Source organism: Arthrobacter sp. (genome assembly GCF_031179985.1).
GTDB lineage: Bacteria > Actinomycetota > Actinomycetes > Actinomycetales > Micrococcaceae > Arthrobacter.
Genome location: NZ_JAPSHJ010000047.1, coordinates 6,925 through 27,253, shown reverse-complemented (window position 1 = coordinate 27,253; position 20,329 = coordinate 6,925). Strand labels below are relative to the sequence as shown.

At 62.2% G+C, this 20,329-nt stretch carries 14 protein-coding genes and 2 pseudogenes; 8 read left to right on the top strand and 8 right to left on the bottom strand.

Going from position 1 to position 20,329, the window contains the following annotated elements:
* The 3 genes from pstC to RIN13_RS16895 all read right to left on the bottom strand — a co-directional run.
* Window positions 1-712: phosphate ABC transporter permease subunit PstC (gene pstC / locus RIN13_RS16905; protein WP_309108480.1), on the bottom strand; the 712-nt coding region annotated here is incomplete at its 3' end.
* Window positions 713-916: 204 nt separating this feature from the next.
* Window positions 917-2,035: a phosphate ABC transporter substrate-binding protein PstS gene (gene pstS, locus RIN13_RS16900; RefSeq protein WP_309108479.1), complete on the bottom strand. Its 1,119-nt coding sequence runs from the start codon at window positions 2,033-2,035 to the stop codon at window positions 917-919.
* A 257-nt stretch (window positions 2,036-2,292) separates the two neighbouring features.
* Window positions 2,293-4,308: a S8 family serine peptidase gene (locus tag RIN13_RS16895; protein ID WP_309108478.1), complete on the bottom strand. Its 2,016-nt coding sequence runs from the start codon at window positions 4,306-4,308 to the stop codon at window positions 2,293-2,295.
* 273 nt (window positions 4,309-4,581) lie between these two features.
* Between RIN13_RS16895 and RIN13_RS16890 the strand changes: the two genes are divergently transcribed.
* From RIN13_RS16890 to RIN13_RS16875, 4 genes are all read left to right on the top strand, one after another.
* On the top strand, window positions 4,582-6,495 hold the full coding sequence (locus RIN13_RS16890) for an alpha-amylase family protein (protein WP_309108477.1): 1,914 nt from the start codon (window positions 4,582-4,584) through the stop codon (window positions 6,493-6,495).
* Window positions 6,496-6,570: 75 nt separating this feature from the next.
* The gene (gene ppk2, locus RIN13_RS16885; RefSeq protein WP_309108476.1) at window positions 6,571-7,464 is read left to right on the top strand and encodes a polyphosphate kinase 2; all 894 of its coding nucleotides are present in this window, start codon (window positions 6,571-6,573) and stop codon (window positions 7,462-7,464) included.
* 40 nt (window positions 7,465-7,504) lie between these two features.
* Window positions 7,505-11,416, top strand: coding sequence for a Pls/PosA family non-ribosomal peptide synthetase (locus RIN13_RS16880; RefSeq protein ID WP_309108475.1), 3,912 nt, complete (start codon window positions 7,505-7,507; stop codon window positions 11,414-11,416).
* The gene (locus RIN13_RS16875) at window positions 11,413-12,810 is read left to right on the top strand and encodes a M1 family metallopeptidase (RefSeq protein ID WP_309108474.1); all 1,398 of its coding nucleotides are present in this window, start codon (window positions 11,413-11,415) and stop codon (window positions 12,808-12,810) included. The genes RIN13_RS16880 and RIN13_RS16875 overlap by 4 nt, the downstream gene beginning before the upstream one ends.
* Before the next feature lie 17 nt (window positions 12,811-12,827).
* Here RIN13_RS16875 and RIN13_RS16870 read toward each other — a convergent pair whose 3' ends face one another.
* The 3 genes from RIN13_RS16870 to RIN13_RS16860 all read right to left on the bottom strand — a co-directional run bounded on the left by RIN13_RS16870 (window position 12,828) and on the right by RIN13_RS16860 (window position 16,795).
* Window positions 12,828-13,202, bottom strand: coding sequence for a 4'-phosphopantetheinyl transferase superfamily protein (locus RIN13_RS16870; RefSeq protein ID WP_309108473.1), 375 nt, complete (start codon window positions 13,200-13,202; stop codon window positions 12,828-12,830).
* Between the two features lie 480 nt (window positions 13,203-13,682).
* Window positions 13,683-15,584, bottom strand: coding sequence for an RICIN domain-containing protein (locus RIN13_RS16865; RefSeq protein ID WP_309108472.1), 1,902 nt, complete (start codon window positions 15,582-15,584; stop codon window positions 13,683-13,685).
* A gap of 353 nt (window positions 15,585-15,937) precedes the next feature.
* The gene (locus RIN13_RS16860) at window positions 15,938-16,795 is read right to left on the bottom strand and encodes an SDR family oxidoreductase (protein ID WP_309108471.1); all 858 of its coding nucleotides are present in this window, start codon (window positions 16,793-16,795) and stop codon (window positions 15,938-15,940) included.
* Window positions 16,796-16,920: 125 nt separating this feature from the next.
* On the opposite strand from RIN13_RS16860, the gene RIN13_RS16855 reads away from it, so the two are divergent.
* From RIN13_RS16855 to RIN13_RS16840, 4 genes and pseudogenes are all read left to right on the top strand, one after another.
* Window positions 16,921-17,325, top strand: coding sequence for a helix-turn-helix domain-containing protein (locus RIN13_RS16855; protein WP_309108470.1), 405 nt, complete (start codon window positions 16,921-16,923; stop codon window positions 17,323-17,325).
* A gap of 119 nt (window positions 17,326-17,444) precedes the next feature.
* Complete coding sequence (locus RIN13_RS16850) at window positions 17,445-18,062, top strand: DUF6919 domain-containing protein (RefSeq protein ID WP_309108469.1); 618 nt, start codon at window positions 17,445-17,447, stop codon at window positions 18,060-18,062.
* 145 nt (window positions 18,063-18,207) lie between these two features.
* Window positions 18,208-18,887 (top strand): annotated as a pseudogene (locus RIN13_RS16845) (ABC transporter substrate-binding protein); the annotation flags it as partial.
* Window positions 18,888-19,250: 363 nt separating this feature from the next.
* On the top strand, window positions 19,251-19,664 hold the full coding sequence (locus RIN13_RS16840) for a response regulator (RefSeq protein WP_309108468.1): 414 nt from the start codon (window positions 19,251-19,253) through the stop codon (window positions 19,662-19,664).
* 31 nt (window positions 19,665-19,695) lie between these two features.
* On the opposite strand, the gene RIN13_RS16835 is transcribed toward RIN13_RS16840, so the two are convergent.
* Together RIN13_RS16835 and RIN13_RS16830 are read right to left on the bottom strand one after the other, a co-directional pair.
* Window positions 19,696-20,127 (bottom strand): DUF3592 domain-containing protein, encoded by a 432-nt coding sequence (locus RIN13_RS16835; RefSeq protein ID WP_309108467.1) that lies wholly within the window; start codon window positions 20,125-20,127, stop codon window positions 19,696-19,698.
* A gap of 2 nt (window positions 20,128-20,129) precedes the next feature.
* Window positions 20,130-20,329: pseudogene (locus RIN13_RS16830) on the bottom strand (DUF3592 domain-containing protein); the annotation flags it as partial.

Here is a 20,329-nt window from a genome sequence, read left to right as displayed (position 1 = left end):
CAGCCATCGTCTCGCCAAGTGCCCTTCCGAGGCCCAGCATCACGGCGCTGATGATTCCTGGCCGACCAAACGGCAGCACAGTCATCTTGATCATTTCCCAGCGCGTCGCGCCCAGTGCCAACGCGGCCTCCTCGTGCAGTTTAGGGGTCTGCAGGAAGATTTCACGCGTGAGGGAAGTGATGATGGGCAGGACCATGACAGCGAGCACTATGCCGGCGGTGAGGATAGTTTTGCCTGTTGCGGAGGCAGGGCCCTGGAAGATGGGCAGCCATCCCATGTTGTCCGCGAGCCAGTTGTAAGCCGGTGATATTTCCTTGGCCAGGAAGGCTGCACCCCAGGCGCCGTAAACCACTGACGGAATGGCGGCGAGGAGATCGATCACGTACCCGAGCCCGGAGGCGAGCTGGCGCGGCGCGAAGTGGGAAATAAAGAGTGCCACTCCGATAGCTATGGGGGTGGCGATCACCAGCGCGATCAGCGCCGCGATCAAGGTACCGATAACGATCGGCCAGATGTAGGCAAAGAACCCTTCGCCGCCTTGGATCTTGTCAGCGGGTGCCATGAACGCGGGGAGGGCCTGGATAACAAGAAAAAGGGCAACGCCAAAGAGCACCGCAAGGATCAGGCAGCCTGCTGCCAAGGCGGCTCCGGAGAAGACTTTATCCCCGGCGCGGCCTGCGCCCCGGGAACGTGTCAGGGAGGTGATGGTCACAAACGATCCTCTGGGATCAGAACCGCTTGCCGGGAGGCCTGCTCTCCTTCCCGATAAGCGGTGAATCTGGTGGTGCTTCGGACAACAGCCAGAATCCCTGCCCCCGGCGGACGGTCCGTGACCGCCCAGCCGGAGCAGGGAACCTGGTTCAGTTTGGTTTTTCCACTATGCCTTGCAGCAGTCGGGAATCCCTAGGATTTGACCCTAGGACTTGACCTTGATGGATTCGATGGCCTTGACGGCCTTCTCACGGAGTTCTGCCGAAAGCGGTGCCGACTTGGCGGCATCGGCTGCGGCTTCCTGGCCTTCCTCGGAGACAACGTAGGTTTCGAAGGCCTTGACCAGGTCAACCGTCTCCTTGCTGTCATAGGTGGAGCAGACAACGTGGAAGGATACCAGCACTACGGGGTAAGCGCCCTCGACGGCAGTCTTACGGTCCAGCTTGATGGACAGATCGTTCGCAGACCGGCCCTCGACGGGCTTGCCGGCATCGACTGCCTTGGCCGCGGCCTCGGCGGAGATCTTCGTGAAAGTCTCCCCAACCTTGATCCTGGCGATGCCCAGCTTGCCGCTCACTGCGGAGTCGTCAGCGTAGGTAACGGCACCCGGGGTGTCTGTGACGGTCTTGACGACGCCGGAGGTTCCCTTGGCGTTTTCACCCTTCAGGGAGGCCGGCCAAACGCCGGAAGCCTTATCGGTCCAGGCTTCCGGAGCCGCTGCAGCAAGGTAGTCCGTGAAGTTGGTGGTGGTGCCCGAGTCATCGGAGCGGTTCACGGGGGTGACCTTGAGGTCAGGCAGGCTCGTGTCAGGGTTCAGTTCCGAGATTGCCGGATCGTTCCAGTTTTTGATTTCGCCACGGAAGATTTTGGCAACTGTTACGGCGTCGAGGTTCAGTTCCTTGACGTCCGGGATGTTGAAGGCGATAGCGATCGGGGAGATGTAGACCGGAATGTTGACGGCGCCGTCGGGACCGCAGATCTCCTTGGACGATTCGTACTCGTCGTCCTTCAGGTAAGCGTCAGATCCGCCGAACTGGGCCGAACCATCCAGAAGCGCCTTGCGGCCGGCACCGGAGCCGTCCGGGGAGTACTGGACCGTGGCGCCCTGGTTTGCCGACGCAAACTCTGACTTCCAAACATCCATTGCTGCGCCCTGCGCGGAGGAACCGATACCGGTCAATGTGCCGGTGGCGTTGGAGCCGGACTTGGCCCCGCCGTTTGCGGCGGCCTCAGTGGGGTTGTCGGAACCACAAGCCGTCAACGCAAGTGCCCCTGCTGCGATGACTGCAATGGCCGCATGGCGGCCGAAACGGAATGCCTTCACTCGATGTGCCCCTTCCAGGGAATCATTCGCGGACCGGGCCGGAGTCGCCCGGGTTCGCTGATGCGTAGTTCTCTACCTTGATCGAAGGTATGGGCATCAGGTAAAGGGAATGGCCGTGAAAGGTGAACGCAGGGTTAACGGCGGCGGCATATTGGCTGACACATGGCCGGTCACCGTTGCGTCAATGATTCGGGAGGCGTAAAGGTAGCGGTGCCGCTGGTGGCACCGCTACCTTTAGACACCCGGCTAAGGAACTATCACGTCTTGGGATGGCGGTAGCGGTACATGAATGCTGCCATCTGGTCCCGGAGGACGGCCGAGCCCGGGCGGAAGGTCTTTGAACCATCGGCTTCCCCCCAACCGCCGCTGATTTCCATCTTGGCAAGCCAGGCAATTTCTTTGTAAAAACCGTGGTTTGTAGGAATGTCGGCGAACGGAGAAACTGCCGGCGGCACATACTCCGGCTTTCCTGCATGGCGGTAAATAAAAGCGGCCATCTGGTCACGATTCACGGGTGTGGCCGGGCGGAAGGTCTTGGAACCGTCGGCTTCCCCCCAACCGCCGCTGATTTCCATCTTGGCAAGCCACGAAATCTCCTTGTAGAAATTGTGGCTGGTTGGCACGTCGGCGAAGGGCGACTGCGCAGGGGGAACAAACTGCGGACTTCCGGCGAGCCGGTACAGGAAAGCAGCCATCTGATCCCTATATACAGGCTGGGCAGAACGGAAGGTCCGGGAGCCGTCGGCCTCGGCCCAGCCCAGGGTGATCCGTTCCAGTGCCAGCCAGGTGATCTCCTTGGAGAAGGACGAGTTCGTATTGATGTCCCTGAAGATGTTGACTGCTGCCGTTGCGTCCAGTGCCCCGCTGCCGCATGTCTTGGGTGGCTGGCAGGCCCCGGCGTACTTCCTTGAGGTGGTTTCCATCCTCGTCTCCACGTTTGCCGGTGTGGCCAGGTCTCCGAGCTTGGAGATTAGGAGCGCGGCGAGACCGGACGCGTGGGGCGCCGCCATCGAGGTCCCTTCGGAGAGCGCATAAGCTTCGGTTTCACGACTTGGGGCGGTTACGGGACCCTCATTGCCCGCGTTGTATGTCACGACAATTCCGTTCATGAAATCTTGCGTCGTGTCCCCTCCTGGCGCCGCCACGTCAACCGCGGGGCCATAGTTGGAGTAGGAAGTCAATTGCCCGGTGCGGTCAAGAGCGGCGACAGAAATGACGTTGTCACAATTGGAGGGGCTTGTCTCGGCAGCAGGGATCCCTTCGTTGCCGGCCGCTGCCACCACCGCCGCTCCGGAGTTGTAGGCGAAGCTGACGGCAGCCTGGAAAGTCGCCGAGCACGCAAACTCGCCGCCGAGGCTGAGGTTGATGACGCGGGCCGGGTTGGGATTGACTGGTATGCCCTCAACGGTACCGCCGGCGGCCCAGATGATTCCGTCCGCGATATCGGATGTATAGCCGCCGCAGGGGCCCAGAACGCGGACCGGCAGGATCTTTGCCTGAGGTGCAACTCCGGTCATACCGTATGAGTCGTTGGCAGTTGCGGCGACGATGCCTGCCACTTGGGTGCCGTGCCATGAGGAAGGGCTGGCCGGGACGCCATCCCCGCACATGCCCGCTGGGGTCCAGTCTCCTTCATCGCGGGGGTTGGAGTCCCGGCCATCCAGGTCACGGGAGTAGTCGGTATCGGCCATCATGTCGTAGCCGGGGAGCACGTTGGCGTTCAGGTCCGCGTGGCTGGTGATCCCTGTGTCGACCACCGCCACCACAACCCCGGCGCCTTTGCTGGCGGTCCAGGCACCGGTCAGGCGCATTCCACCGTTCTCCTCGCCGAGCCCCCACTGACTTTGGAAGAAAGGATCGTTCGGCGCGGCCGCCCGGTGCATGCGGTTGTCAGGCTCGGCATACTCGACGGCGGCATCCGCCCTGAGCGCAGCCAGCGCCTTTTCGGTTTCGTCGGGAGTCAGGGTGCGCTCGCTCCGCACGATACGGGCACCGGCGGAGGTCCCGCGGACGTCGTTCACTGGTGTTCCCGATATCTGGGCTACCTTGCCGAAGGCCTGCGCCCGCATGGCAGAACCCGGGGCGGCTTTAGCTTTGAACTTAACGATGATCTGGTCGGTGCCGGCTGCGGCGCCGACGGCCGGGGCGGCGGGTGCAACGGGAAGTTCCGGCGCGGCCGCAGCCGGGAGCGAAACAACAGAGCCGCAGACGAGTGCCAGCACACCTGGAATCAGGAGACGGGAGGACAGGCGTGTGCGCAGAGCATCAAACATTGCGAAATCCTAGGTTCAGGCGTCCACCCCCCCCAGGAGCCGGACCGCGCAAAAGTTAGAGACCGCGGAACCCGCGTCACGCATGATTGTAACAACGTTTTGCCTAATAACACCCGCGAAGTTCTGCCCGGGCCCTCAAGACCTCGTCCGGGAAGCACTACTACAATCACCATCGGGGCTAGCGCTCTCATAAGACCGGCAGCAGCCAGCTGCCGGTGAATAGCACTTACAGCCAGTAAACCGAACCGCAACCTCCTCCAAGGAGCAGTTTCCATGCCTGAGCTCACAGAAGCAGACCAGATCCGAGGCCGGAAGGTGCTTGACGCCGTCGGGGAGAAGGCTGGCATCGGACGTGGAGATCAGGACTGGCCCGACTTCGCGCGCCGATTCGACAGGCATTTTCCCGACTTATCCCGGTTGTTCCATTCGCTCTATGGCTCGCGGCCGGACTTTCAGGACCAACTGACTTCCCTTCTCCTCGAAATAGCCCGCTCATGGAAGGAAAGGCCCGCAGACCTGAGGACCATCGACGTCGAGCGGGAGGGCAACAACGACTGGTTCCAGTCCAACCGGATGCTCGGCGGGGTCTGCTACGTGGACCGGTACGCTGCCGACCTTGAGGGCGTCCGCGCACGGATCCCGTACTTCAAGGAACTGGGCCTCACCTACCTGCACCTGATGCCGCTGTTCCTGGCACCCGAGCCGCACTCCGACGGCGGTTACGCGGTCTCCAGCTACCGTGAAATCAACCCAAGGCTCGGCACAATGGAACAGCTGCGCGAGCTTGCAGCTGAACTGCGGGCCAACGGCATCAGCCTGGTGGTCGACTTCATTTTCAATCACACCTCGGACGAACATGAATGGGCGCGCAAGGCTGCTCAGGACGATCCGGAATACAGCGGCTACTACTGGATCTTCCCGGACCGTACCCTGCCCGATGAGTTTGAGAAGAACGTTCGCGAGATTTTCCCCGACGACCACCCTGGCTCGTTCATTCAAATGCCTGACGGTCGCTGGGTCTGGGCAACGTTCCATTCCTTCCAGTGGGACTTGAACTACTCCAACCCGGCGGTGTTTCGTGCCATGGCCGGGGAGATGCTTTTCCTGGCAAATCAGGGAGTGGACATTCTACGGATGGATGCTGTGGCCTTTATCTGGAAGCAGCTCGGAACGACGTGCGAGAACCTGCCGGAAGCCCACACCCTGCTGCAGGCCTTCAATGCTGTCTGCCGCATCGGCGCCCCCTCCCTCCTCTTCAAATCCGAAGCGATCGTCCACCCTGATGAAGTGGCCTTGTACATCGATCCGGCAGAGTGCCAGCTTTCCTACAACCCGTTGCAGATGGCCCTGATCTGGGAAGCGATGGCCACCAGGAACGTCTCTCTGCTCTCGCAAGGACTGGAACGGCGCCACAACATTCCGCCGGGAACGGCCTGGATCAACTATGTCCGCAGCCACGACGACATCGGCTGGACCTTCTCAGACGAAGACGCCGCAGAGCTGGGCATCAACGGCTTCGAGCACCGGCGGTTCCTGAACTCCTTCTACGTCAACCGGTTTCCGGGGAGCTTCGCCCATGGCGTCCCCTTCCAGGACAACCCCCGCACCGGGGACTGCAGGATTTCCGGAACGACGGCGTCCCTCTGTGGCCTTGAGGACGCTTCCATTGAGGCGCTGGAAAGAATCCTGCTGGCACACTCGGTGGCGTTCAGCACCGGTGGCATCCCGCTGCTCTATCTGGGCGACGAGGTGGGCCAGCTGAATGACTACCAGTATGCAATGGAAGAAGGTCACGCAGCCGACAGCCGCTGGGTACACCGGCCGCACTACCCAGCGGAGCAATATGAACGGCGGCACGACCCCGCGACGCCCGAAGGCACAATCTTCGCCGGGCTGCGGAAAATGATTTCAGTGCGCGCTGCCACCCCCGAAATGGCCGGCACACGCCTGGTGGACTTCAACACCCATAATCAAAGCGTTCTCGGCTATCAACGGCCGGGGAACGGCTCGGCAATACTCGCCCTGGCCAACTTCAGCGATAAACCCCAGGACGTTACGGCCATGACGCTGTCTGGATTCGCCCCTGACGCAGTAAATGTACTGTCCGATAGCCCGGTGGGCTTCGGCCACGGAATCACCCTCACCCCACGCGAGTACGTTTGGCTCAGGGTCCGGCCGCAAGCCTAGAATCGTGCGGTTCACATCTCACTCTGTTGTTTCTTTGTTCATCGGGAGTTCACCGCTTGGGCGTACGGTCTGCCGGTGAACGTATTCGATCTGTCCAGCCATGGCTTCTCCGTGCTCGACGATGATGACGATGACCCGGTTCTCGTCAGTCCCCACGGAACCCCGGTCGACACCTGGCGGGAAGGCTACCCGTACGCCGCCCGGATGACACGGGAGCAGTACGAGATGGAGAAGCGGTTGCTTCAGATCGAACTGCTGAAGCTGCAGAAGTGGATAAAAGCCACGGGACGTCGCTTGGTTGTGGTCTTTGAAGGGCGGGACGCGGCCGGTAAGGGCGGGACCATCAAGCGCTTCACCGAACATCTGAACCCGCGCGGGGCCCACGTGGTGGCGTTGGAGAAGCCGAGCGAGCGTGAGCAGTCACAATGGTACTTCCAGCGATATGTGGCCCATCTGCCGGCTGCAGGCGAGATCATCATGTTTGACCGCTCCTGGTACAACCGGGCAGGGGTTGAGCGGGTCATGGGATTTTGTACCGACGCCCAATACCGGGGGTTCCTACGCCAGGCTCCGGCCTTCGAGCAGGTTCTGACAAACGACGGTATCGACGTCGTGAAGTTCTGGTTTTCCGTGTCCCGCACTGAGCAACTGACACGGTTCACCATCCGCCAGGTGGACCCGGTCCGGCAATGGAAGCTCTCCCCCATGGATCTGGCCTCGCTCGACAAATGGGATTCCTACACCGTAGCCAAGGAGACTATGTTTCGGGCAACCGACACCGCTTGGGCCCCTTGGACGGTGGTCAAGAGCAACGACAAGAAACGCGCCAGGCTGGAAGCCATGCGCCATGTCCTGCACATGTTTGATTATGAGGACAAAGACACCGAACTTGTCGCCGCGCCGGACAGCCTGATTGTTGGCCCCGCTTCAAGGATCTTCGAGGACGGTGAAAGCCCAGGTGGAAGCTAGGCCTGTGGTCGCCACAGCTGTCGCTGGCATAAACGGGTTCGTGCAAACCCACAGCCCGCAGCTGAAAGGTGCGCTGAAGGCCCCCGCCCCGCGCACGCTTGTAGAGATTTTTAAAGATTCTGTTGCCACGTATCCTGACTCATCCGCCCTGGACGATGGCCGTGCCTGCCTCAGTTACACCGAACTGCAGGCCGAGGTCAGGGCCTATGCCCGGCAGTTGCAGCGCTCCGGCATTGGCGCGGGGCACAGAGTGGGCGTGCGGATTCCGTCAGGCACCAACGAACTGTATGTGGCGATTCTTGCTGTCCTTTTTGTCGGGGCGGCCTACGTCCCGGTCGACGCCGACGACCCCGATGAGCGCGCCAGGCTGGTGTTCGCCGAAGCCGGAGTTTCCGCCGTTCTGGGCGTCGGCGGTATCCAGAATGCCCCCGCCCCCGGCGGCTCCTTGCCGGCGCCGCGTCCGGCCGCACCTGATGATGATGCGTGGATTATTTTCACGTCCGGATCCACAGGGACACCTAAAGGCGTGGCGGTAACACACCGCTCCGCCGCGGCATTCGTCGACGCCGAGGCATGCCTCTTCCTGCAGGACGAGCCCCTCGGTCCTGCTGACCGGGTACTGGCAGGCCTCTCCGTCGCCTTTGATGCATCATGCGAAGAGATGTGGCTGGCATGGCGGCACGGGGCATGCCTGGTTCCGGCTCCTCGTGCCCTGGTGAGGACAGGAATGGACTTGGGTCCGTGGCTGGTCACCAAGGGCATTACTGCCGTCTCCACCGTGCCAACGCTGGCCGCCCTCTGGCCGGTCGAGACACTTGACGCCGTCCGGCTGCTGATCTTCGGCGGCGAAGCCTGCCCGCCGGAACTGGCGGCCCGTCTGGCAGTGCAGGACCGCCAGGTTTGGAACACGTACGGGCCCACGGAGGCGACGGTAGTGTCCTGCGCAGCCCTCATGGATGGATCCGGGCCCGTCAGAATAGGTCTTCCGCTGGATGGCTGGGATCTTGCCGTCGTGGATGCCGAGGGCACTCCGGTGGCTGAGGGCGACGTCGGAGAACTGATTATCGGTGGCGTAGGACTGGCCAGGTATCTGGACCCGGTCAAGGACGCCGAAAAGTTCGCGCCCATGAACAGCCTCGGCTGGGACCGCGCCTACCGCAGCGGCGACCTCGTACGCTATGAACGCGAGGGTCTTCTCTTCGTGGGCCGGGCCGATGAACAGGTCAAGCTCGGTGGACGACGCATTGAACTGGGGGAAGTTGATTCCGCCTTGCAGGCCCTGCCCGGAATCCACGGCGCAGCAGCCGCAGTAAAAAACACCGGCGCCGGACATCAGGTGCTCGTTGGCTACCTTGCCCCGGGGCCAGGCATCGAACCGGACCTTGCCGCCCTTCGTGAGGTGCTGGCCCTGAGACTTCCGGCCGCGCTTATTCCCATGCTCGCCGTCGTCGACGCCCTCCCGGTAAAGACCAGCGGCAAGGTGGACCGTGCCGCACTGCCGTGGCCCCTCCCATCCGTGGCCGAGGAAGCATCTGCCGGGACAGTGACCCTGGATCCGGTTGCCGCGTGGATCGCCGAGCAGTGGACCGCGGTGCTGGGCGGGACTCCCGAAGGTCTGGAGGCCGACTTTTTCGCACACGGCGGAGGCAGTCTGGCAGCTGCTCAGCTGGTATCCGCACTGCGCACCAGATATCCCACCATCACTGTCGCTGACATCTACTCCCGGCCGCGGCTGGGCGCACTTGTGGAGCTGGCCCTGGCATCGGGCGGCGGGACTGCAGGCCCGGTGCGTGAACGTACCGTCAGGCCAACCGCCCGGAAATCCCAAGTCTTCCAGGTGCTCATCAGTGCGCCCCTTCATGTCCTGGTGGGGATGCGCTGGCTGACCTATCTCATGGCCGGAAACAACGTACTGTCCATGCTCGGCGTTCTCTCGGCTGCACCCACCGTTTCCTGGTGGTGGGTGCTGGCATCCTGGGCAGTTTTCGTCAGTCCATTGGGACGCATGTCAATCGCTGCGGCTGCCGCCCGGATACTGCTGCGCGGCGTTGCCCCAGGCGCCTACCCCCGATCCGGGAGAGTTCACTTGAGGCTGTGGCTGGCAGAGCAGATCGCTGACCTCGCCGGGGCGGTCAGTCTCGCCGGGGCCCCCTGGATTCCGTACTATGCCCGGGCGCTGGGCGCGAAGATCGGCCCGAATGTTGATCTCCATTCCGTGCCTCCGGTCACCGGGATGCTGTACCTCGGTCCGGAATCCTCGATTGAACCTGAAGTGGATCTCTCCGGCTGGTGGATCGACGGCGACCTGGTCCATATCGGACGCATTCATGTAGGCCGTGGGGCGACAGTCGGCTCCCGCAGCACCCTGATGCCCGGCGCCAGGGTGGGGGCCGGAGCAGAGGTTTCTCCCGGCTCCGCAGTTTTGGGGAGGGTCCGCGCCAACCAGCACTATGCCGGGTCTCCCGCCGTCAGGATAGGCAAGGCCCGCCGTGACGTTCCCGCGTACCCGTCGCTTAAGAAAGGACCCGGCCTCTGGTTTCCCGCCTACGTTGCAGGGTCAACCCTGCTCGCCGGGATTCCGTTTTGCTCGGTATTGGCAGGGGCCTCGGTGGTGGCTTGGGCGGTTCGCGGCCAAGATTCCCTCGCGCAAGCCTGGCCGGCTGTGCTTGGAGCTGTGCCCGTAGCGGCTGCCGTCTGGTTCATCGCCAACCTCCTGCTCATTGCCGGAGCGGTCCGTATCCTGGGGATCGGCTTGAAGGAAGGCCACTACCGGGTGCGCAGCCTTACGGGGTGGCGGATCTGGGCTACAGAGCGGGTGCTGGACGCGGCCCGGGATCTGCTGTTTCCGATTTATGCCAGCCTGTTCACCCCTCTGTGGTTGAGAATGCTCGGAGCAAAGGTAGGACGCAACGTCGAAGCGTCCACCGTTCTGCTCCTGCCTTCCATGACCACGGTCGGCGACGGGGCTTTCTTGGCTGATGACACGATGATCGCCTCCTACGAACTCAGCGGGGGCTGGATGAAAGTAGCCCCCGCAAAGATCGGCAAACGAGCTTTCCTAGGGAACTCCGGCATGACCGGCCCGGGCCGCAGCGTTCCTAAAAATTCCCTCGTCGCTGTACTCTCAGCTACACCTGCCAAGGCCAAGTCAGGCACGTCCTGGCTCGGCAGCCCTCCCGTGAGACTCAGGAGGTCAAAGCTCGACGCCGACCAAACCCTGACGTTTGATCCCCCGCTGCGACTGAAAATCTTCCGTGCATGCTGGGAACTGTGCCGGGCGATTCCCGTCGTCCTGACTGTAGGCATCGCTGCCGGGGTCCTGCTTGCCCTGGACCTTCTGGCCGGCAGCGCCGGAGGATACGTGATCGCTGCCCTCTTGGGCGGAGTCATCGTCCTCGCCGCAGGAGCTGTGGCGGCGGGGGCTTCCGTCGCCGCGAAATGGGCGCTCATGGGCCGGGTCGAAGCCAGCGAACATCCGCTGTGGAGTTCTTTCATCTGGCGCAACGAGGTAGTGGATACCTTTGTGGAGATGGTGACTGCACCCTGGTTCGCCCGATCCGCAACAGGCAGTCCTGCCCTCGTTTGGTGGCTCCGCGCCCTGGGCGCGCGGATTGGCTCCGGTAGCTGGTGCGAGAGCTACTGGCTGCCTGAAGCCGATCTGGTCACCTTAGGTGAAAACTCCACGGTCAATCGCGGCTGCGTGATCCAGACGCATTTGTTCCACGACCGCGTCATGAGCATGGCAGCGGTGACTTTGGAGGACGGGGCCACCATCGGCCCCCACGGCGTGATCCTGCCCGCAGCATGCATCGGCGCCGGAGGCACCGTCGGCCCGGCGTCCCTCGTGATGCGAGGGGAAACCGTCCCCGCAGGCAGCTATTGGATCGGGAATCCCGTCAGCCCCTGGGTGGTGGGGCCCGGCGGGCCAGGTCAAGTTACGATGATCGGGTGAACCGACCTTTCGCTTCCCCTGAACTGGGCCGGGCACTCCTTCCGGATCCTCTGCCGGATTCCTATACCCCGGGCCACGGTTCCTTGGACTTCAGCGTTTCACGGTATGAGCTGCACCTCGACTACCGTGTGGCCACGAACCGCCTTGAGGCGCATGTAACTGTTTCCGCGACCGCAAGCACGCAGCTGACGTCCATCATGCTGAACCTCTCAGGACTGCGGGTGGTGAAGGTCAGGGTGGACGGCCAACGTCCCGCACGATTCATCCAGCGCGACGGCCGCGTCGTCATCACCCCCGCCGGCCCCCTCCCTGCGGGATCCGATTTCAGCCTGGACATCCGCTATGAAGGACGGCCCGGCCCCCTGCGGGGAAACTGGGGCGACGTCGGGTGGGAAGAACTGACAGACGGCGTCCTCGTCGCAGGACAACCCACAGGAGCACCTTCCTGGTTTCCTTGCAACGACCATCCCAGTCGCAAAGCCGCTTTCGGTTTCACTGTCACCACTGATGCGAATTATCAGGTGGTGTGCAATGGGACCCTGGTTTCCAGACATGCGAAGGCCAGCCGCGAAACGTGGGTTTATGAGCAATCCGAACCCATGGCAACTTACCTGGCTACGGTACAGATCGGCCGTTACGAGATCGCCCCACTGGCAGACTCTCAAGAGCCTGCCCCCGGTGGCCGAAACGAACCAGCCAACGTAAGCAAGGTCCGGCAGCTCGTCGCCGCACCGGCGGTCCTGATGGAGCGGGCACAGGCAACCCTTGCCCGGCAGGACCAGATGATGGCCACCTTTGAAGCCTGCTTCGGACCGTACCCGTTTCACTCCTACACGGTCGTCGTCCCGGATGATGAACTGGAAATTCCCCTTGAGGCGCAGTCCCTGTCAATCATCGGCCGCAACCATCTGGACCAGCGGTGGGAATCGCAGCGCCTCATCGCCCATGAACTTGCGCACCAGTGGTTTGGGAATTCCCTAACAGCCTCCTCCTGGAAGGACATCTGGCTTCACGAGGGTTTTGCCTGCTATGCAGAATGGTTGTGGTCAGAAGCCTCCGGCCAAGGAACGGCTTCATTCCGCGCCGATGCTGCCCGGCAGGGTCTCGTAGCCAAACCGCAGGACCTGGAGATCGGAGACCCCGGCCCGGAACTGATGTTCGATGACCGCGTTTACAAGCGAGGCGCGTTGGCCCTGCATGCCCTGAGGACGGCTATGGGCGACTCGCTCTTCTTTGGGTTCCTTAGGGCCTGGACGGAACGGAACCGCTTCGGATCAGTGACTACCGCTGATCTTATTGGGCTGGCGCAGGAACTGTCCGCAGGCCTGCCAGGCTTTGACGCCGAGTGCATCCTTCACCCTTGGCTTTACCAGTCACGGCTGCCTCAACGCTGAAGCCCCTGTGAAACCGATCAGGGCCGGCCGTCCAGAGTTGCCAAAGCTGCGACGGTTCCGGAGGGAAGCCCAAGCCGCTCGGGATCCAGATCCGCCAGCGAAACCCCCTCAAGCCGGTCCCCGGTAACGTCACATGACGCAGGGTCCCGTTCCAGTCCTTCGCCGATGGCCTTGACGAAGGCTTCCTTCCGGGCCCAAAGCCGTGCCCGCTGGCGATGCCCCTCGGCTGTTGTCCCCGATGCGAGGCCGCCGAGCTCGTGTGGAGTCAGGACAAGTGCGTCAAAGCCAGGGAACGCTGTCCTGTCGATCTGTTCCGCATCGACCCCAACCCCGCCCAGGGATCCGCCGCCAACGGCGCCTGCCAGCAGAACCCACCCGTTTATGCGGCTCAAACTCAGAAGAGGACCCGGACCCCCGCCCTGGAGGATGTACCCGGGCCTGCCATGATCCGCTTTTCCCTCTCGGCAACGAGGGCATTGGAAATCTGCCACTAACGACTCGGCTGAAACGCCTGCCAGTTCAGCAGCGAAGAATCTCAAGGCCAGCCTCCCGGCCAGGAAGGCAGAAGCATCTGAAGGGTTAACGAAACGCCTGGCGCGCCGATGTTCTACGTCCTCGAGCAGCTTCAATTCCGAAGCTCTAGGCGCCAGCAGAGCTACCGCCCTGACGTCAACCCCTCCTGGCTCCGTATCGCGCACATTAGCCATTGTAAGGATCGAGAATCTTCAACAAGGCGTCAGCCGGGCACCGTTTGTAACAGGATAAGAAGCTTCGCCTGTCAGAGTCCGCCTGCACGCGAGAGGCCGGGGAGCGGTGACGCTGCTCCCCGGCCTCTCGGTGTTCTGCTGCTACCTCAGTTCAGTGGACTGTCGCTACGGGGTCACCCGAAATTGCTGGCAGGTGTTGTTCAAGTTGGACCATTGGTTTACGCGGGTTCCGTTGGCCAGGCCGCAGCCAGCCAGGTCAAGCAACTTCCCGCTGTGGGCAGCGACGAAGTTGATGGTGCCGTCCTGTCGGTGATCGATGCGCCATCGGGTTCCGTTTTCCGTGCAGGCAGTCTGTGCCACGCCTGCTCCATCGGCCGTGCTGGACGCTGAAACGCCCAGGCAGAGGCTCGGCGCGGACTGGGGGTGGATCTGGACGTACCCACTTGCTGCCTGCGAGAAGCTCCACCGCTGGCAAGGGCTGCCAGACCACTCCCATTGCTGCAGCGACGCTCCGCTGGCCGTGGAGCAACCGGGAATATCGAAGGACTTGCCGCTCGCCGCGGACACGATGCCTACGTTGCCGACAGGCCTTAGTGCCCACTGCTGGCAGGCGTTGCCCAGCGAGGTCCACAGCTGGACCTTGGAGCCGGAGGCGACCGAGCAGCCCGCGGCGTCAAGGACCGTCCCGCTGTTGCGGTTTGTCAGCGACGAGTAGCCGTCGGCCGCGGGAGCGGCCCGCCATTCCTGGCAGGCGTTGGCCAGCCAGGACCACTGCCGTACCTGGGTTCCGTTGACCGTGCCGCAGTTTGCCGCATCCAGGGATTTATTGCTGGAGGCGCCCACCAGCCGGTAGTAACCATCCGCCGTCGGATCCATCTTCCAACTGCTTGCAGGAGTGCCAGTGCAGGCCGTCTGCACCAGGCTGGTGCCGTCGGCTCCGGAGCCGCCGCTGGCGGTGGCGCACAGGCCACTGTTGCGGTTGACGAGCTCATACGCGGCGCCGTTCACCGGCGTCGTGATGGGTCCTCTTTCCCCGCTGGGGACGTTGACTTCGGTTGAGGTGGAAACCGGCTGCCCCAGCATGGGACCTCCGTCAGCACTCCAGGAAACTGGCTGCGCCCGCGTGGAGCGGGTCTTTCCGCAGCCGTCTCCTGATGAGTCGTTGCCGTGGTAGGCGTTCCACACTTGGGTGCCGTCAGGGGACGTGAAGAAGTCGTTGTGGCCTGGTCCGAAAACACCGTTGGCCTTGCTGAAAACAGGATCGGCTCCCTTGGTCCAGGAGGCTGCAAGGACGGGGTCTCCGCCGTTATAGGTGAGCATGCCGAGTTTGTAGTCGGGGGTCCAGCAGCCGCTGGCTGAGTAGACGATGAAGGTCTTTCCGTCGCGCTGCAGCGGGATGGGGCCCTCGTTGACTGCGCCTCCCACGGTCTCCCAGCTCAAGGTGGGTTGGGACAGGATTTGCGCAGCCCCGGACACCGTCCAGGGGTTGGACATGCGTGCGATGTAATTGCTTTGGCGGCCGTCAGGAGCGGGGGCAAATTGCGACCAGACTGCGAACAGCTCGCCATTCAGCTGCAAGTACGCCCCGTCAATGTTCCAAGCCGTGGTAGGGACGGGCTGACCTTTATAGGTGTAGGGTCCCAGCGGGTCATCGCCCGAGCTTTCGAGCACGTGCAGGTGCTGGTTGTCGAAATTCTCGGGCGTTCCCATGGTGTACATCAGGTACCAGCGCCAGCCGTTGGGCCCCTGCAGCCTCTGCAGCTCCGGCGCCCACATGTTCGATGACCGGCCTGAGGCCGTATCGGAATAGACGACGACGGGGGTGGCCGTTTTGAGATTGGCCAAAGTAGGCGATTTCCGCATGGTCACGACGCCGGACCAAGTAGTGGCTGCGGCGTAATAGTTCCCGTTGTAGTACTCAACGGTGGGATCCGCCTCGGTGAAGAGCGCGTTGGTAAAGGTGGGTTCGCCCACGCTTTGCGCTGGCGGCGTGAAGGGAAGGGCAGCAAGGCCAAGAACAAGGGCAGTGGCTGCGGAGGCAGCCGCGAGCCTGAGCAGTCTCTTCATGCCCATCAGGATCTGAGACTGACTGAGATAAAGGATGATGCCGCCTGAACGAGCTGTGTACCCGGCGGAGAGTACGTTGAATAAAGCGCTGAACCGGACATCCTTGTCCTGCTTTCTCTTAGACCGTGAAATGAGATGTGAGCGTTAACAACGCGCGCTTCATCTTCCACGTTGCCGCAGCTGCCGTCAAGGGTTTGCCTGGATTCTTAAGGCTCGCCCGGGGCGCTAACTGGCAGCTGATGCCCTCAACTATGAAGTCTGAGGGCATCTGCTGCCAGCCCGGGCTATCCTTTGCTCCGCTGGGATCCGAGGACCCTGGGAACCAAGGGCCCAGGGGTGCGGGAGCTGAGGGATCAGGCCAGGGGTGCGAGCGCCTCGGCCAGCGGAACGGTCGGACGTCCCGTCAGGCGGGACAGGTCGCCTGTGACGGATGCCAACTCGCCGTCGCGGATGTTCCCGTCGAGTGCCACGAGGAAGCCGGCTGTCTGTTCGTCCAGCCCTGCAGCCGTGAGGATTGCCAGGTGCCGGGCGGGATCCACAGCTTCGTAAGTCACCTCACGGCCCAGGACGGTGCCGATAGCTTCGGCAAGCTCTTCGAAATCCCAGGCGACATCACCTGTCAACTCGTAAACCGCGTTGTGGTGCCCATCGGTGGTGAGGACAGTAGCCGCGGCGGCAGCGAAATCCGAGCGGGCCGCACTGGCCACTTTCCCATCGCCGGCACTCGCCACAACCTTTCCGGTATGACGGGCCTGCTCCAAAGCAGCTGCATAGTTCTCGGAGTACCAGCCGTTGCGAAGGATCGTGTAGGGAAGACCGGAGGCGATGAGCGCTTCTTCCGTGGCCTTGTGCTCGGGCGCCAGGATGAGCGTTGTTGTGTCGGCCTTCGGTGCGCTCGTGTAGACGAGCTGGTCGACGCCGGCCTTCCGGGCTGCATTGATGACGTTTACGTGCTGCTCTACGCGCCTTCCCAGCTCAGTACCTGAGACCAGAAGGACCCTGTCCCCGGTCCGGAAAGCTGCTCCCAGAGAATCTGCATCATTGAAATCGACCTGGGCAGTTCGCACTCCCTTTGACTCATAGAGGGCGGTCAGTTTTTCCTGGTCCCGGCCGGCGGCTACAAGCTCCACCGGAGCTATGCCCAGGTCAAGCAGGCTGTCGATAACGAGTCTTCCGAGTTGTCCGGTAGCGCCGGTGATAACGATTGACATGGGTACGTCTTCCTTTAGGTGGGGGTTTCTTTCAAGCGATCCAACCGCTCGATCACACCTAACAACCTCGGGCATTTCCGGTACATTCCAAAATGCCTGTACGCACTTTTTGGTAAGCTCCTTCTATGCCCCTCAATCAGTTACGGAACATCCTGGCCGCCCCAGGCACCGAAAGTGTTATTGAAGGCTTTGCGGACAATGTGTTTGCGGAGCAGTGCCCGTCGAGGACTCTGCTCACCCACGTCACCAACAAGTGGGGAACCCTGGTCATCCTGGCACTGTCAGAAGGGACCCTCCGGTGGAGTGAGCTGTCGCGGATGGTGGGCGGAATCAGCGAAAAAATGCTGGCACAGACCCTCCGCACCCTCGAAGCCGACGGTGTGATCCGACGCGACGCCCGGCCTGTTGTCCCGCCCTTCGTGGAGTACAGCCTGACCGACAGCGGCACCGAACTCAGCCGCCTGTTGATTCCGCTGGTTCAATGGGTAGCTGTGCACGCGTCCCAGAATGCCCCGCTGCAAAATCCATAGCGAGGTCGCTGCCGGGACGGGGTGCCGCCATATAACCAAATGCTGCACGCAATGGAGCAGGATAACGCGGCGCGTCAAGCCAAGTGCAACCTAAAGCCCATCCGCTTTAGGGTCGAATAATGAATGATTCCCGATTCACCACCGAACTGGACAGCCACGGAAGGCTCCTGCGTGACCGCGAAGTATGGCGCCAAGCCACAACCCTCGCCGCCGCCGGGGAGCTCACCGCCCGATGGCTTGAGGGCAACAGCCGCTATCAGGCCGGAACGTTTTCTCCACAGATGGATGAGGAAACCCGGTCAATAGCTGCCGGGTTGGCGGAGCTCAACCGCAGCGCATTCTTCACTAAGGAATCCCAGCCGGGCCTCCGGCTGGCTACCGGTCAGGCGCAACGGCAGTACGTAACAGGCTTCTGCTCCCCGGAAGCTGCGCGGCGCCTGCTTCAGCTGTCGACGCAAACGGAACTCATCGCCGTCGTCCATTCGCCCGGCGAAATGAGCCGCTCTGCCATACCTGTCACCGTCATCGACGGCGAGGTGGTCACCGTCCTGGGCACCAGTGAAAGCCCCATCGAGGCCGGACAAATCCGGGACTGGGCGGAGGAAAGCAACGACGCCCTGGCACTTCTGCTGGCTGAATCCTGGTACGTCGAGTTGCTCGACCCCGTCTGGGGCCGGAACGATCGCCTGCTCCCTGCAGTGCTGGAAATGGCGAAAGAGACAGCCAACAGTTTTTGACGGAATGAGTCCTTTGATGAACCTCCGAGACCTGCAGTGAACGTCCACGACTCGGGGTGAACGTCCAAAACCTGCACCTTTGTCACCGGCCTGCGGCCCTACGTAATCTCGATCCAACATCCAGCCGCATGACCAAAGGAGCAGCATGTCTATCCCTCAGAATGACCCCGGATCCACCCGAATTTCTGCTGGCGGGCCACGCACATCAAAGCGCTCGCTTCGGTTTAAATCGGCGTGACAATCGGGCTGCTTGCCCTCGCCGGTGCCGGAGCCGCCGTCGCCACGACAGCAGCCGGCAACCCCCAGCCGGCCGCTAATTCCGCGGGCTCAGGGCCCGCTTCGGAGCTGAGGCCCGGCTACTTAGGCAACATCACCCACGCTCCGGCGCTTGTGGGGGTCAACCAGGGCTTCATCCAGGAGAACCTTGGCTCCACCAAGCTCAGCACCCAGGTATTCAATGCCGGCCCTGCTGCCGTGGAGGCGCTCAATGCCGGCGCCATCGATGCGACGTACATCGGCCCCAATCCCGCCATCAACTCCTTCGTGAAGAGCCATGGAGAATCGATCAGCATCATTGCAGGTGCCGCTTCCGGTGGTGCGCAGTTGGTGGTCAAGCCGGATATCAAGTCGCCTGCCGATCTGAAGGGCAAGACGCTCGCGTCACCGCAACTGGGTGGGACGCAGGATGTGGCGTTGCGTTCGTGGCTTGCCCAACAGGGCTTCAAGACCAATCCCGACGGCGGCGGCGACGTGGCCATCAACCCCACCGAAAATGCCCAGACGCTGAAGCTCTTCCTCGACGGAAAGCTCGACGGCGCGTGGTTGCGGCACAGTCCAGGCCCCCGGTCCCGATCTCCTGCCTGGAAAGCGCATGGACTTGGTCGAGGAAGAGATCGAGTTCCTCCCCGCACTGACTCCAGATCCTGTGGGCCAAGCCGGTCATCGTGGAACCTGTCTAATCGAAGTGGGTGGCAATACGCCCCCAATCAACCATTCAGTTCGCGGCTTCTCAATGCCATGCGACACCCATAGACTCGCGGCGCAACACTGCTTAACGCACCGCAGTACGGGGTAACAAACTGCAGTGCCTCAGCACCGTCATTTCCCAGAAACGTTCAACACCCTCGCCTAACGGAATGATCTGCACCTGGCTGGTAAACTCGTGACACACTGCAGGGGGTAGGATCCATGGCTTCAAGAGGAACGTGCCTGGTCATTGAAGATGATCACGATATACGCGGACTGATCCGGTACATCTTGGCCAAGGAAGGCTTCGACGTCCGGGAGGCCATGTTTGGGGCTGACGGGATTAAGGCAGCAGCTGAACCCGACTTGGTGCTCATCACAGTGGACGTGGGCCTGCCCGATATCAACGGACTCGACGTCGCTGCCAAGATCAGGGACATCACCTCCGTGCCACTCGTCTTCGTCACCGCCCGCGCCGAAATGAGCGATCAGCTTGCTGGTATGGCAACAGGCGCCGCGGGATACCTGATCAAACCGTTCCGGCCCGCCCAACTCACGTCGCTCGTGAACCAGCTGTGCCCCCAGGACAAAGTGCCCACTGCCGCCGTCTCCTCAGACGTTTCCGCAGCCGAATAGCAATGGTTTAGACCGTTCCCGCTGCCTGGGCCTAAGGCCCCAAAACGGTTGCGAACATCGCCAAGGCTCCTGCACCGAAAATGGCCAGGATGACGCCACTCATGAATCTTGTCTTTGCCAGGAGGAAAACGGGGCGGGTGGACTCCGCCGGGTCCGCAGGATTGTAGAGCACGCTGATGGTGGTACCCACGATCTCCTCATCTGTGCCAAAGAGGTCAGAGCGTCCCAGCCAGCGTCTCCCATGGGCATCATCGAACTCATAAAGCGGGGCAAAACGCTCACCGGCACTGCCCGGGCCGCCCTTCCCATGAAGGTTTCCCGTCACCGTTGCAGGGACCACCACCCAGCCGCGCAGCGACTTGCGCCGCCTGATGGACGCGGACAAGGAAAGTCCCACCAGCACCAGGCCGATTGCCAGAAACAGGCCTGGGAGTACAAGGACCACAAGCTTTACCGGTTCCACAATCAACCCTCCGGAAATGCGCTGAAAATGGAAAACAACCCCACGGTTGTTGCCGCGAAGAAAGGAATGACACAGCCCAGCAGGACCTTGGATTCGGAGGAGACCTGGAAGGACTGGTTGGGATTGAGCGGGTTGTAGGCCACTTCCACCGTCGAGCCAGGGAGCGTTGCGAAGGGAACGTCTGACTCGCCGGCGAACAGCG

Bases quoted from the DNA above. Each gene is read 5' to 3' on its own strand.
- RIN13_RS16895 (WP_309108478.1), bottom strand. From the start codon at position 4,308: ATGTTTGATGCTCTGCGCACACGCCTGTCCTCCCGTCTCCTGATTCCA.
- RIN13_RS16890 (WP_309108477.1), top strand. From the start codon at position 4,582: ATGCCTGAGCTCACAGAAGCAGACCAGATCCGAGGCCGGAAGGTGCTT.
- RIN13_RS16865 (WP_309108472.1), bottom strand. From the start codon at position 15,584: ATGAAGAGACTGCTCAGGCTCGCGGCTGCCTCCGCAGCCACTGCCCTT.
- RIN13_RS16860 (WP_309108471.1), bottom strand. From the start codon at position 16,795: ATGTCAATCGTTATCACCGGCGCTACCGGACAACTCGGAAGACTCGTT.
- RIN13_RS16855 (WP_309108470.1), top strand. From the start codon at position 16,921: ATGCCCCTCAATCAGTTACGGAACATCCTGGCCGCCCCAGGCACCGAA.
- RIN13_RS16850 (WP_309108469.1), top strand. From the start codon at position 17,445: ATGAATGATTCCCGATTCACCACCGAACTGGACAGCCACGGAAGGCTC.
- RIN13_RS16840 (WP_309108468.1), top strand. From the start codon at position 19,251: ATGGCTTCAAGAGGAACGTGCCTGGTCATTGAAGATGATCACGATATA.